Below are 12,753 nucleotides of genomic sequence, written 5' to 3' on the forward strand. Positions count from 1 at the left end.
CCTGGGCGAGGTCGGTGCCGGTGGCGATCCGGCCGATCCGAGGTATCGGGACGTTTCTACCAAGTCGGTCCGACAGCATCCGGCCGGGGTTGCACACCGGTCGCGGACTGTCGGACCCCCGCGCTACTTTCGACATCGAGCCGGCGCACGAGCGGCGGCGGGGAAGGGAGCGAACATGTTTCGGCAGGGAGATGTCCTGATCGTGCCGATGTCCGACGAAGCGGTGCCCGGACATCTGCGCGAGGCGCCGGGTGAACCGCGAGATGCGCACGGCCGCATGGTGCTGGCGCTCGGCGAGGTCAGTGGCCACGCGCACGCGCTCACCGCGCCGGGGCGGCTGCTGCGCTCGGGTCCGTCGATCCGGCTGCTGCATCTGCCGGAGGGCGGGCGGCTGGTACACGAGGAGCACGCGCCCATCGTGCTGCCGAAGGGCTGGTACCGGGTGGTCCGGCAGCGCGAATACACGCCGGGCGCCGTCCGGATCGTCGCCGACTGACTTTTCGCACCGAATTCGTCCACTGCACAAGGAGTTTCAGAATGTCGGACATCGACGCGTGGCGTGCCGTCGCCGTCGCCGCCGCCACCGGTCCCGCCGACCGCCCGGCCGCCGAGACCGCGGTGCGGGAGGCCTATCGCGCGGCGGGGCTCGCGGAACCCGCCGGGTTCGTCTGGGCGGACTCACCCCTGAGCGGCGTGCTCGCCCTCGCCGATCTCGACGCCCCCGGTCGCTCGGTCCGCGAGGACATCCGCACCCTTCCCTGGGCCGCCGAGCGCCGACGCCTGCACGACGAACTCGGCCCGGCCGGCTGGACCGAACTGTGGCACGCCACCGGCGGCCACCTGTGGGACACCACTCGCCTGCTCACCGACCGGCTGCGGGCCGGTGTGGTCGCGGCGATGCTCGAATCGGGCCGATACATCGATACCGACCCCGCGGCCGCCGAGGCTGAGGTGCGCGGCCTGTTGCTCGACGCGGTGCTCGGTCAGCACGAGGCCCCCTGGCTGGCGGCCTTCGACGACCGCGCCGAGCGGCTGTCCGGTCTCGCCGGAGTGGCACGCGCCGCCGGCTGGTGGTGGCCGTTCGAGCACGTGGTCGTGCTCTGCGAACGCCCGTCCCGGCTGCTGCGCGACGAGGCGGGCCGCCTGCATGCCGCCGACGGCCCGGCCGTGCTGTTCCCCGACGGCTTCGCCCTGCACGCCTGGCACGGCATGCCCGTACACACCGACTTCCTCGCCGGACTGTCCACCCTCACCCCGGCCCGCATCCGCGGCGAGGAGAACGCGGAACTGCGCCGAGTCCTGTTGGAGCACTACGGCTACGACCGCTACCTCGCCGAATCCGGGGCCGAGCCGGTACACCGCGACGAGACCGGAATCCTCTGGCGCATCCCGCTGTCCGACGACGAGGACGTCGTCATGGTCGAGGTGGTCAACTCCACCCCCGAACCGGACGGCACCCACCACACCTACTGGCTCCGCGTCCCACCCGAAACCCAGACTGCCCGTGCGGGTGTCGCCTGGACCTTCGACCTCGACGCCGCCGACTACGCCCCGCTGCAGCAGACGTGAGGCATGAGGGCCCGGATACTAGGCGGAGGAGGTCTTCGGAAAACCCGTTGGCGGTCGGTGGCCGGTCGCTGCTAACCTTCCGGGAGCCGTGCCGGACGACGAGGAGGTGGTACCCGTGAACGTAGTAATCACATGGGTGCTCCCCTCCGGGGTCACGGTCGGGCGATAGGTCGTCCGGGAGCGCCGTTTCACGAGCACTCCCGAAAGGCACGACCATGCAATTCACTTCCGAACAGCGCCTCGATGACGACGTCCTCGAGCGCAAGTTCACTCTCGGCGACATCCCCGGCATCCTCTGGACGCCGGAATCCGCCTCCGAACCGGTTCCGCTGATCCTGCTCGGCCATCCCACCCTCGGATTGTCGAAGATGTATCCCCGTCTGGTGGCCCGGGCACTCCGCTCCGCGGCGGAAGGTTTCGCCACGGCCACCATCGAACTTCCCGGAAGCGGCGACCGTCCCCGCTGGGACGCCCTCGATCGGGTGCGCGCGGATCTGCGCCGGACGATACAGGCCGGCGAGCCGGTCAGCGACGAGATCATCGACGCCGTCGTCCTCCCGTTGGTCGACAAAGCGGTCCCCGAATGGCAAGCCGCTTTGGACGCCCTTCTCGCGTTGCCCGAGGTCGGTGGCCCGGTCGGATATTCGGGAGGAGTGATCTCCATCGGTGTCCGGCTGGCGGTCGTCGAGCCACGCATCGTGGCCGCCGGCCTGTTCGCCGGAAGTTTCGTTCCTCGCGTCATGTTCGAGGAAGCCCGCCGCGTCACCATTCCGCTGCACGTCCTGCTGCAATGGGACGACGAAGGCAACGACCGGCAGGCAGCCCTGGACCTCTTCGACGCCTTCGGCTCGAAGGAGAAGACGCTGCTCGCCAACATGGGCGGACACACCGGGGTCCCGCAGTCCGCGGGGGAGGACGCGGCCGGATTCTTCGCGCGGCACCTGAGGTGAGATCGGTCCCGCGATAGGCAGCGGGCGACAGGCGGATCGGCCCGGTCACTCCTCATCGAGGACGAGTCTCGAACATTCCTCGGCAAGAGAGGCCGGGCCGATCCGTCACCACCACAGGGGATCGGTCACCTGCGGGACTGATCCCGCTCTCCGGAAGGCACCAAATATTTTGCAGGACAAGTGATTCGGTTACGGAGGAACATAGGTGGCCTGCCCGTCACCCCGGGTTTCGGACAAGCGTGCCGCTCTGGCGTGCAGATAGCGCTGTTGCGGCAGGCTGATGGTTTTCTCCGCGGCGAGGGTGTAGCTGATGCGGGCCTGTTCGTGGTCGCCGGACAGTTCGAGCAGGTGTGCGCGGACGGCGTGTAACCGGTGGTCGTCCGCGAGGTGAGGGTCGTGGGCCAGGGCTTCGACGAGTGCGAGTCCGGCGGCCGGCCCGGTGGCCATGGCGACGGCGACGGCGTGGTTGAGCGCGACCATCGGATTATCGGTCATCCGCATCAATTGCCGATAGAGCGCGACGATCTGGGGCCAGTCGGTGGCGGCGTAGTCCGGTGCTTCGTCGTGCAGCGCGGAGATCGCGGCCTGAAGTTGATACGGGCCGGTCTCGCCGCGCGGGAGAGCGTGCGTGAGCAACGCGATGCCCTCGGCGACAGCTGCCGAATTCCAGCGGGTGCGGTCCTGTTCGGCCATCGGGACGAGCTCGCCGCCGCGGCCGGTGCGGGCCGGCCGGCGGGCGTCGGTGAGCAGCATCAGCGCGAGCAGGCCGGTGACCTCGCTGTCGTCGGGCAGCAGCCGGTGCACGATGCGCGTCAACCGAATGGCCTCGCTCGACAACTCCACCCGTTGCAGGGTCGGCCCGGAGGTGGCTGCGTAGCCTTCGGTGAAGATCAGATAGAGCACGTGCAGCACCGCCGCGAGCCGATCGGCCCGGTCGGCGACCGTGGGCGGGGCGAACGCGGCGCCGCTGTCCTTGACCGTTTTCTTCGCACGGCTGATGCGCCGGGTCATGGTGGCATCGGGGACCAGGAACGCGCGGGCGACCTCCGCGGTGGTCAGGCCGCCGACCGCCCGCAGCGTCAGGGCCACCTGTGATTGCGACGACAGTGCCGGATGGCAGCACAGGAACAGCAGGATCAGCGTGTCGTCGGTGTCCGACGGCTGCCGATCGGCGGGCGGTGCGAGCCATTGTTCGGGCAGCGCCCGTGCCGCGAGGTCGTCCTCGCGGCGGCGGCGAGCCTGCTCACTGCGCAGGAGATCGGTCAACTTGCGGGCGGCCACGGTGATCAGCCAGGCCCGCGGGTTGTCCGGGAGGCTACCGGCGCGCCACTGGATCGCCGCCGCGGTCAGCGCCTCCTGAACCGCGTCCTCGGCGAGGTCGAAATGGCCGTAGCGGCGCACCACCGCCCCGAGGATCTGCGGCGCGAGATCGCGCAGCAGATCCTCGAGCGGCCGGCCGGACGAGGATGTCACAGCTCCAGGTCGTCGCGACTTCCGACGATCGGGCGCACGTCGGCGTAGGCGTTGGCGGCGACCTGCTCGGGAGCGGGGCATCCGCTCAGCCGGGCGGCGATCTCGGTGGCCCGATCGAAGCTTTCGCACTCGACGACCCAATACCCGGCCAGCACCTCCTGCGTCTCGGCATAGGGCCCGTCGGTCACGAACGCGGTGCCGTCCTTCGCACCGAGCCTGCGGGTGTGCACCGGTGCCGCGAGCCCGCGCGTCTCCACCAGTTCGCCGGACTCCTCCAGCTCCTTGGAGAACGTCTCCATGAACGCGCCCATCGCGGCGACATCGTCAGGGGTCCAAGCCGGACCGCCGGTGTTCGCACCGGCCAAGGCGTCGTAATCCTGCTGGCTGCCGTAGGTCAAGATCATGTACTTCATGGTTGCTCCCGATTGTCGTCGGCGACGCTGTCTGCGCCGCTCACCTGAGACGTCGGAGTCGAGCACCATTCTCGGACATCACTCGGCGATCGGATCGAGGACATGTCCGGCAGATTCGTGTCCGGTCTCGCCGGCGTTCCGGCACGCGTCCACCTGATCGGGGTGCTGGTAAGGATCGTGTCACCAGGTACATGGGCGGTGCTGCGTTCGATGTGGTGCTGGTCAGGACTCCGTATCCGCGCCGGTCGCGGTGTTCAGCCGGTCTCGGTAGATCCGCAGTGCCTTCCGGTCGGCGCTCGACGCGTTCTCCCCGGCCGCCGCCTGGGCCGCGGCCAGCAGCAGCCGGTGCGCCCTTGGTGGCGCGGTGACGGTTCCGGGAATCTCGATCCGGATCGGTTGCTGTGGTTCACCTTCCGCGCCGGTGGGGTCAGGGGAGTTGTCGCGCCCGGGCCTCAGGTCTGCGACCGCGGTGCGGATCGCGACCCGGCTCACCCGGTGGCGGCGGGCCAGTGCCGCGATGCTGACACCGTCGCGGTAGTCGGCGCGGACCTGTTCGGTGGCGCCGAGCGCGGCAACCTGGGGGCGCCGCCCGGATTTCGCGCCGCCGGCCCATGCGGCGGCCAGACCCTCGCGCTCATGTGCGGTTGAGCGCCTGCTACCTGGGGCCGGTGGGGGGAACTCCGATCGCGGGCAGGACGAGGGTGCATCCCACCGGTTGCGGATGTCCGGGGTCGAGGGCGTTGAGGACCAGTCGGGCGGTGACGGGGTCGGAGTTGATGGACAGGTGGTCGGCGTAGTCCTGGGGGCACAGGTCCTGCACGATGTAGTTCGTGACGCCGGCCTCGTCGATCAGGCCCGCTGTGTAGGGGAGGATTTCGTCGTATCTGGTGACGATCTGGGTGTAGGCGATTCCGGGTACCGTGATTCCGCCGTCGTGCAGTTCCTGCATGAACGTCGAACTCGGTAGTCCTTCTCCTTGGATGATGTCGGCCGAGCCGGTGGTCACGATGTTGCGCTCGAAGCCTTGGACAGCGCCGGCAAGGCCGATCATCTTCGACACCTTCCCGGCGCCACCACCGGCTTTGAGGTACCAGTAGGGCATGGTCGCGCCGAGCGAGTGCCCGACGATCGCGACCTGGGGCGCATCGGTGGCTTGGCGGACGCGGTCGACGAAGGCGTCGAGGCCGGCGGCACCGTTGCGCATCGATCCCAGCCCTCCGATGAACCCGTCGGGGTCGCCGCCCGGGCCGCCGTAGGTCAGCGCGTAGACGCAGTAACCGGCGTTGGCCAGCAAGGGGCCGTAGGTCTGCCAGTTGTCGTTGCGGTTGGCCAGAATCCCGTGGACCAGAACGACCGGCTCGGGATGTTGCGCGGTGGGCTTGCACGTCCAGTCGTTGGTCCCCGGCGCGCTGGCGGCTCCGCCGCCTTGAAGCGAGGCCCTGATCGCGTCGATCAGGAACTGGTCCGGTACCGCGTAGGGCTGCGCGGGAGGCGGATCGGCGTGCGCGGGTGCGGCAGTGCCGCCACCGAGGACGGTTGCCAGCACAGCGGCGGCGGCGAGGATGCCGAGCCGAAGCGCCCTTGCTCCGGACAGGTTCGTGCTCACTTTGCTCCTTCGATAAGGGGTTGCGACCGACGCGTGCCCGCACGCGCACGGACTGCCGCCTGATGCGGTCTGCGCCGGGGCCGGGCCGCGACGGACAGCTGCGGCCGGTCAGTCCGGTGTGGCGCGGTTGTGGGGGCGGGTCGGCGACGGTGGTGTGCCGGTAAGGATCGGGGTGAGGGCGATCCGTGCGAGGTGCTCGATCGCGGCGAGGTCGGCGAGGTCGTCGACGAGGCTGGGGGCCGCGATGTAGCCGAGGGCCAGGTGGACCACGGCGTCGGCTTGGCGGTCGGGATCTCCGGGGGGCAGCGTGCCAGCGGCCTGGGAGACGGCGAGGTGGGTCCGTACCGCGGTGTGGCCCCACCGCATCGGAGACGGGTCACCGTGATCGAGTGCCTGCACCAACTCGGCGCGGCGCTCGGGGTCGCCGCCGCGGAACAGGGGATGGCGGTGGACCAGTTGGATGAAGGCGGCGAATCCTTCGACGAGTTGTTCGGTGGGGCCGGTGACCCGTGCGATTCGTTCGGCCAGCCCATCCAGCATGAGGCTGAACTCACGAGCCAGAGCGCGTTCGAACAACTGGTCCTTGCCGGCGAAGCGGCGGAACAGCGTGGTGCGGCCCAGCCCCGATTCGGCGGCGACGTCGTCCATGGTCGCCTCACGGGTGCCCTTGCGGGCCAGCACCGCGATGGCCGCGTCCAGGACGCGGGCCTCGGTGCCGTCGCCGGCCGGGGCGGCGTGTGCGATGGCGCCGACAGCGCGCGTCAGCAGGTGGGACAGGGGGGCGCCGGGTCTGGTCACCGTCCAATCTTGACACAATGGGACTACCACCCGTGTAATAGTTCCGCAGAACTATTAGGGCGTCAATAGTTCCGAATCGTGGAGTGTGGCGCCACGAGCTCGGACACCGCCCCTGACCGGCCCGAAGCCCGGGGCCTGCGGGGATGCAGCGATGGGGAAACAAGAGTTCGAACGCAACCTCCGCTGGGGGTTGCCGGCGGAGTGGGTGAACAGGATGGTCGATCTATGAGCGCGACGACGGGCAGTGCCGCTGCAACCAGTTATGCCCACGGCAGCTGGCAGACGCCGCTGCTGAGCGACACCATCGGCGTCAACCTCGACCGGACCGTGACGGCACACGGGGAACGCGTGGCCCTCATCGACCGGGTGACCGGAGTCCGCTGGACCTATCGACAATTCGTCGCCGAGGTCGACATGGTGGCTCTGGGTTTGCTCGCGAGCGGGATCGTCAAGGGAGACCGGGTCGGCATCTGGGCGCCCAACCGGGCCGAGTGGGTTCTGACCCAATACGCGACCGCCAGGATCGGGGCGGTGCTGGTGACGATCAACCCCGCCTATCGGGCCCACGAACTGGAATACGTACTCAACCAGGCCGAGATCCGGATGCTGATCGCGGCCACACAGTTCAAGACCTCGCAGTACGCGGTCATGATCGAACAGGTGCGCACACGCTGCCCCGGGCTCGAGCAGGTGATCCTGCTCGATGACCCCAGCTGGATCGCGCTGCTCGAGACCGGCCGGGCCGGCGATCCTGCCGCGTTGGCCACCGCGCAGGCGATGCTGTCACCGGACGACCCGATCAACATCCAATACACCTCGGGCACCACGGGATTCCCCAAAGGGGCCACGCTGAGCCACCACAACATCCTCAACAACGGCTACTTCGTCGGTGAACTCTGCGGCTACACAGAAGCCGACATCATCTGCCTCCCGGTGCCGTTCTACCACTGCTTCGGAATGGTGATGGGCAACCTGGCCGCGACCACCCACGGCGCCGCGATGGTGATTCCCTCAGCCTCTTTCGACGCACGGGGCACGCTGGAAACCGTTGCCACCGAACGCTGTACATCGCTGTACGGGGTACCGACCATGTTCATCGCCGAGCTGGCGGAACCGGAACTGGACACCTACGACCTGTCATCGCTGCGCACCGGGATCATGGCCGGCTCACCGTGCCCGGTGGAAGTGATGAAGCAGGTGATCGACCGGATGGGGATGCGGGAGGTGTGTATCTGCTACGGCATGACAGAGACCGCCCCCGTGTCCACCCAAACCCGCCGCGACGACTCGATCCATCACCGCACCGCCACCGTCGGCCGAGTCGGCCCGCACCTGGAGATCAAGATCGTCGATCCGACGACCGGGCGCACGGTGCCCCGCGGCGAGCCGGGTGAACTGTGCACCCGCGGCTATTCGGTCATGCTCGGCTACTGGAACGAGCCGGGTAAGACGGCCGAGGCGATCGACAGTGCACGCTGGATGCACACCGGCGACCTGGCCACCATGGACCACGACGGCTACATCGCGATCACCGGCCGCATCAAAGACATGGTCATCCGCGGCGGGGAGAACATCTACCCCCGCGAAATCGAGGAATTCCTCCACACCCACCCCGACATCCTCGACGCCCAGGTCGTCGGCATACCGGACCCGAAATACGGCGAAGAACTGGTCGCCTGGATCCAACTCCGCGACGGCGCCACACTCCTGGACGCCACCGCACTGCGCGACTTCTGCCACGGCCGCCTCGCCCACTACAAGATCCCCCGACACGTGCACCTGGTCGACGAATTCCCCATGACCGTCACCGGCAAGATCCGCAAAATCGACATACGAGAAACCTCGACAAAGCTGTTCGCCGACGAACAGGCCGACCGAACATAACCACAGGCACGAACACGGACGCACGAATCACCGCCCGGTATCCCGCAGTATGGAGATGACTGCGGCTGTCAGTAAGAGCTCGGCGTCGGCCCAGGGGTACCGCAGGCTATCCGCCGAGCGGCCAGACTGCTGTTCATGTTCAGTTTCACCTCTCCGTACGGGAGCACATGAGACGAGAACAGCGGGGTGAGGCCGCGTTCATCCTCGGCGCCCAGCTCGAGCGGGTTGCCGGGGTCATCGAGGATGTCCTGGATCATCAGCACGTTCACGTACACGAGGGCGGCCTGGCAGATCCGCAGGCACAACACCGACATCTCCTGTTCGTCACGGCGGTTCGAGGAGGCGATCTCGGAGTTCTTGCCGTAGAAGATGATCGAGTTCGCTCCGTTCCACCTGCATCTCGGTGCCGTGATGGATCGCGCCGTCGACCATCACGTGGACCTCCGAGGCGGGTGGCGTTGGCGATCTCGATCGCGATCTTCCGGGCGGCTTCGGCGTTGAGGTAGCGGCGCCGCGCGTAGCGGATCTCGTCCTCGGTGTGCCCTGATCCGGCTCCGCCTCGCAAGCGAAGGAATTCGGCGACGGGTCCGCGCGGGACGGCGGTCCGCGCCGGGTTGGGCGATCAGGCGAGGACATTCCGGTATCGCCTCGGGCTGTTCGGTACGGGCGTCCCACCGATCCCAGTTTTTCTCGACTTTCGCCACCTATTCGTTTCGTTTGAACCAACCAAACGTAAACGTATTAATTCCGTCGACGAATGGGGAAGCGACTGAAGCTGACCTCCGATAAGGTTCACTTATCGGAGGTCAGAGGTCGCTCGTTTCCGAACGGAGCCACTGGGTTTCGTTGCGTGTTGATTCGTTGGATTCGACGAAACAAACGCTACGATTCGCGGGTGTCGAACGTTTGCAACTATCCGGGGTGTGCGCGACCCGTGACGCGCGGCGGCGGTCCGGGGCGGCCGTCGGAATACTGTGATCACCCGGAGCACACTCGGTGGCGCGCCTGGCGGGAACGGCAACGGCAGCAGCAGGGTGTCGAAGCATCGGCCACCAACGTCACTGTGACGCAACAGGGGCCGGCCACCACGGCTCGGTTGCGGGCCGATGAGCTGCTCGTTCAGTTCCGTCAGCTGGCGGGGCAGCTCGGGAACACCCTGAATGCCGCGGTCGCGGAGTTGTCCACACTCGCCGATCCGGCCGTGGCCGAAGCGCAGATCCAGGCGGTGCAGGCGGATGCCGCACGGCGGATCGCCGAAGCGGAGATGGCGACCGTCGCAGCCGAACAGGCGCGGCGGGAAGCCGAGGAAGCGCGGGATGCGGCGGAGGCCGCTGCCGAGGACGCCGCGTCCGCCGCCGAATCTGCGGAGGCAAGGATCGCCGAAGCGCTGGCGGCGCGGGACGACGCGCTACGGGAGGTCGAGAAGGTCACCAAACAGGCGGCCGACGACGTGTTCGAGGCGCGGACCGAGGCGGAGACCGACGTGCGCACCGCGCGGCGCGAGGCTGCCGACGACATGCAGCGGGCCAGAGAGCAGGCGGCCGAGGAGATCGGGCTCGCGCGGCAGAAGGCTGCGGCGGAGACCGAGCGGGCCAAACGGGAAGCGGCGCAACAGGTTACCGCGGCTGCCGCGGAACGTGATCTGGCCGTGCAACGCGTCGCCGACGCGGAGCGAGCCATAGACCGGGCCGAGGCCGCAGTCGCGGAGCGGAACCAAGCGCTGGCCGACAGCAAGCAGGAATTGACCCGAGCACGAGCCGAAACCGACGCGGCGCGTGGCGAACTCGCCGAGATGCGCCGGCAGGCGGCCGCCGATGTCGCGGCAGTCCGAGCCGAGGCGGCCAAGACGCTCGAGCAGACCCAGCGGGAATTCGCCGACCGGCTCACCGCGGTCGACCAGACGCGGGCGCAGTCGCTTGCACGCGCCGAGAGGGCCGAGCGACTGCTGGATGAACTACTCGCCGACACCCGTAGGGCCGCAGCGCAGCAGGCGCCGAGCTGAACGCCGGCCGGCCGGCCGGCGCCGCGCAAGCGGGCCGGGCATATTCATGACCAGTGGACGGAAAACGGGGCCCGCCGATCTCGCACCGCCCTGAGCCACGTCCCCATCGCGCGCGGTAGGCAGTGCTCGGCCGCCGCGCGGTAGGCGCGCCGGACCGGCTCCCGGTCGGGTAATGTCCCGCGCATGCGGTTCGTGATGGGGTGTGCGTTGGCTGTTGTCGCGTCTGCGTCGATTTCGCCTGCGGCACACGCGGAATCGACGCCGGCCTGTGTCGAGTCGGTGAACGGGTACACGCCGGAATGGCAGGCCAGCTGGTCGATCTATCAAGCGGAGCAGCGGAATTCGAGCGACTCCCGGTCCGTGACGGAAGCGGATCTGCCGATCACCATCGCCGCCCCGCGGGACGAGGTCTGGGCGGTGTACTCCGACATCCGCAACGATATCGGCCGCCATCCGTTCCTGAAGGATGTCGTCACCCACCGCAGCTGCGAGGAGGACGGCGTCCGGGTCATCGATTTCACTGCGCTGGAAGACATTCCGATGGGGCCGGTGACCTTCCCCGGACACACCCAGGCGCAGCAGCGCATCCACGCCGCGGAGCATTACTACACCAGTGACAGCTGGGACGTCCCGGACATCACCACCCACCAGCGGATCACCTTCACCGACAACGGTGACGGCACCACGACGGTCGACGAGCGTCTCACCTTCCTCGCCGATCCGGCCCTGATCCGGTTCACCGCCGACAACGGGACGGCGTCGCACCGGGCTTATCAGCTCGCGCTGAAACGCGATATCGAGAACGGGCGTGCTGTAGCCGCTGGGCACCCGCGGTCGGATGTCGGCCACGAGCCATCGGCACCACGGCCGGCGACCACAGTGCGGCAACGCGGGCTCGGCGGAGCCCTGTGGGGCCAGGGACCGAACGCGGACGAGGTAGCCCGATCGTGCCTGCGCGGGATCGGCGGGCCCGCGGTCCCCGACTACAACGCCACCCTGCACGAGTCGGCTCTGGCCCAAGTGGCTCGATCCACCGGGCAGGCCGTTTCCGTGGCCGACGTCACCACGACGGCCTGAGGTAGCCCTCCGGTAGCGGGAAACCTGTCCGGGCACATCGCGCCGCCGCGTGGCACCATGTCGGAGATGACCAGTAAGCCGACCGCCCAGCATCCGAGTGATCTCGTGCTGCTGCGGCGCGTCCGCGATCGCATCGATCGCGACTACGCACAGCCCCTGGACGTGGAGGCGCTGGCGCGGGACGTGCACATGTCGGCGGGGCATCTGAGCCGGCAGTTCCGGATCGCGTACGGGGAGTCACCGTACAGCTATCTGATGACCCGCCGCATCGAGCGGGCGATGGCGTTGCTGCGGCGTGGGGACCTGAGCGTCACCGAGGTGTGCTTCGCGGTGGGGTGCTCGTCGCTGGGCACCTTCAGCACCCGGTTCACCGAGCTGGTGGGGGTGCCGCCGAGCGTGTACCGGCGCGATCAGGTGGGGGATGTCGAGGGCATTCCGGCCTGCGTCGCGAAGCAGGTGACCAGACCGATCAGGAATCGAGAAGCATAGGTTACCTTCCGGCATCTAGCCTGGGGCCATGGATATCACCCTCCACTCCGCCTTCCTCCCGCATACCGATCCGGAGGCCTCGCTGGCCTTCTACCGCGACCTGCTCGGTTTCGAGGTGCGCAAGGAGGTCGGATTCAACGGGATGCACTGGATCACCGTGGGGGCGCCCGCGCAGCCGGGAACATCCATCGTGCTCTATCCGCCGGAGGCCGATCCTGGTCGCACCGACGACGAGCGCGCGACCGTCGCGCGCATGATGGCCAAGGGGACCTACGCCATCATGTCCTTCGCGACCAAGGATCTGGACGCGCTGTTCGAGCGGCTGCGCAGCGGGGGCGCCGATATCGTGCAGGAGCCGGTCGATCAGCCCTACGGTGTGCGCGACTGCGCGGTGCGCGACCCCGCGGGCAATCTGCTGCGGATCAACGAGGTGCACTGAGCGGCCGTCACGGACCGGTCACGATCCGGTCGCCGGTCACGCACGAAATCGGC

At 68.4% G+C, this 12,753-nt stretch carries 14 protein-coding genes; 8 read left to right on the forward strand and 6 right to left on the reverse strand.

Annotated features, from left to right (window positions below; all coding sequences use genetic code 11):
* Positions 1 to 175 precede the first annotated feature (175 nt).
* The 3 genes from NRB56_RS30550 (at position 176) to NRB56_RS30560 (ending at position 2,519) form a co-directional block, all read left to right on the forward strand.
* Positions 176 to 496 (forward strand): hypothetical protein, encoded by a 321-nt coding sequence (locus NRB56_RS30550; protein WP_153347789.1) that lies wholly within the window; start codon positions 176 to 178, stop codon positions 494 to 496.
* Positions 497 to 537: 41 nt separating this feature from the next.
* Entirely contained in the window at positions 538 to 1,569 is a 1,032-nt protein-coding gene (locus tag NRB56_RS30555; protein ID WP_153347790.1) for a DUF6745 domain-containing protein, read from the forward strand.
* Between the two features lie 215 nt (positions 1,570 to 1,784).
* Entirely contained in the window at positions 1,785 to 2,519 is a 735-nt protein-coding gene (locus NRB56_RS30560; protein WP_153347791.1) for an alpha/beta fold hydrolase, read from the forward strand.
* Positions 2,520 to 2,708: 189 nt separating this feature from the next.
* Here the strand turns inward: NRB56_RS30560 and NRB56_RS30565 are convergent, their stop codons facing one another.
* The 5 genes from NRB56_RS30565 to NRB56_RS30585 form a co-directional block, all read right to left on the reverse strand.
* Positions 2,709 to 3,992: an RNA polymerase sigma factor gene (locus tag NRB56_RS30565; protein WP_319943767.1), complete on the reverse strand. Its 1,284-nt coding sequence runs from the start codon at positions 3,990 to 3,992 to the stop codon at positions 2,709 to 2,711.
* Positions 3,989 to 4,405: a YciI family protein gene (locus tag NRB56_RS30570; protein WP_153347793.1), complete on the reverse strand. Its 417-nt coding sequence runs from the start codon at positions 4,403 to 4,405 to the stop codon at positions 3,989 to 3,991. The genes NRB56_RS30565 and NRB56_RS30570 overlap by 4 nt, the downstream gene beginning before the upstream one ends.
* A 222-nt stretch (positions 4,406 to 4,627) precedes the next feature.
* Complete coding sequence (locus NRB56_RS30575) at positions 4,628 to 4,897, reverse strand: hypothetical protein (RefSeq protein WP_153347794.1); 270 nt, start codon at positions 4,895 to 4,897, stop codon at positions 4,628 to 4,630.
* Between the two features lie 163 nt (positions 4,898 to 5,060).
* Positions 5,061 to 6,011, reverse strand: a complete 951-nt coding sequence (locus NRB56_RS30580) for an esterase/lipase family protein (RefSeq protein WP_319943768.1) — start codon at positions 6,009 to 6,011, stop codon at positions 5,061 to 5,063.
* A gap of 108 nt (positions 6,012 to 6,119) precedes the next feature.
* Positions 6,120 to 6,809, reverse strand: a complete 690-nt coding sequence (locus NRB56_RS30585; RefSeq protein WP_194291048.1) for a TetR/AcrR family transcriptional regulator — start codon at positions 6,807 to 6,809, stop codon at positions 6,120 to 6,122.
* A 225-nt stretch (positions 6,810 to 7,034) separates the two neighbouring features.
* On the opposite strand from NRB56_RS30585, the gene NRB56_RS30590 reads away from it, so the two are divergent.
* Complete coding sequence (locus NRB56_RS30590) at positions 7,035 to 8,693, forward strand: AMP-binding protein (RefSeq protein ID WP_153347796.1); 1,659 nt, start codon at positions 7,035 to 7,037, stop codon at positions 8,691 to 8,693.
* 68 nt (positions 8,694 to 8,761) lie between these two features.
* On the opposite strand, the gene NRB56_RS30595 is transcribed toward NRB56_RS30590, so the two are convergent.
* Complete coding sequence (locus NRB56_RS30595) at positions 8,762 to 9,106, reverse strand: Tn3 family transposase (RefSeq protein WP_319943807.1); 345 nt, start codon at positions 9,104 to 9,106, stop codon at positions 8,762 to 8,764.
* Between the two features lie 437 nt (positions 9,107 to 9,543).
* Between NRB56_RS30595 and NRB56_RS30600 the strand changes: the two genes are divergently transcribed.
* The 4 genes from NRB56_RS30600 (at position 9,544) to NRB56_RS30615 (ending at position 12,700) form a co-directional block, all read left to right on the forward strand.
* Positions 9,544 to 10,695 carry a coiled-coil domain-containing protein gene (locus tag NRB56_RS30600; protein ID WP_319943769.1) on the forward strand — a complete coding sequence of 384 codons (1,152 nt, stop codon included), beginning with the start codon at positions 9,544 to 9,546 and terminating at the stop codon, positions 10,693 to 10,695.
* A gap of 360 nt (positions 10,696 to 11,055) precedes the next feature.
* Positions 11,056 to 11,772: an SRPBCC family protein gene (locus NRB56_RS30605; protein WP_153347798.1), complete on the forward strand. Its 717-nt coding sequence runs from the start codon at positions 11,056 to 11,058 to the stop codon at positions 11,770 to 11,772.
* Between the two features lie 66 nt (positions 11,773 to 11,838).
* On the forward strand, positions 11,839 to 12,261 hold the full coding sequence (locus tag NRB56_RS30610; protein ID WP_153347799.1) for a helix-turn-helix transcriptional regulator: 423 nt from the start codon (positions 11,839 to 11,841) through the stop codon (positions 12,259 to 12,261).
* Positions 12,262 to 12,289: 28 nt separating this feature from the next.
* On the forward strand, positions 12,290 to 12,700 hold the full coding sequence (locus NRB56_RS30615) for a VOC family protein (RefSeq protein WP_153347800.1): 411 nt from the start codon (positions 12,290 to 12,292) through the stop codon (positions 12,698 to 12,700).
* Positions 12,701 to 12,753: the final 53 nt, after the last annotated feature.

Source organism: Nocardia aurantia, from assembly GCF_009604425.1.
Taxonomy (GTDB): domain Bacteria; phylum Actinomycetota; class Actinomycetes; order Mycobacteriales; family Mycobacteriaceae; genus Nocardia; species Nocardia aurantia.